This window comes from Staphylococcus caprae (assembly GCF_002902725.1).
Taxonomy (GTDB): domain Bacteria; phylum Bacillota; class Bacilli; order Staphylococcales; family Staphylococcaceae; genus Staphylococcus; species Staphylococcus caprae.
In genome coordinates this window covers 1-283 of sequence record NZ_PPRT01000077.1, presented here as the reverse complement: position 1 = coordinate 283, position 283 = coordinate 1, and the positions used below count along the sequence as shown (strand labels likewise).

Below are 283 nucleotides of genomic sequence, written 5' to 3'. Positions count from 1 at the left end.
ATTCTTTTTAATAATGGGCCTATAGCTCAGCTGGTTAGAGCGCACGCCTGATAAGCGTGAGGTCGGTGGTTCGAGTCCACTTAGGCCCACCATTAATTTAATATTGATACGGGGGCTTAGCTCAGCTGGGAGAGCGCCTGCTTTGCACGCAGGAGGTCAGCGGTTCGATCCCGCTAGTCTCCACCATGATATATTGTACATTGAAAACTAGATAAGTAAGTAAATTAGATTTTACCAAGCAAAACCGAGTGAATAGAGTTTTAAATAAGCTTGAATTCATAAA

The 283-nt window shown here is 43.1% G+C and carries 2 tRNA genes; both read left to right on the top strand.

The features are described from left to right. Positions 1 to 15: 15 nt before the first annotated feature. Positions 16 to 92, top strand: a tRNA-Ile gene (locus tag CD155_RS11835). A gap of 18 nt (positions 93 to 110) precedes the next feature. After that, a tRNA-Ala gene (locus CD155_RS11830) sits at positions 111 to 186 on the top strand. Positions 187 to 283 lie beyond the last annotated feature (97 nt).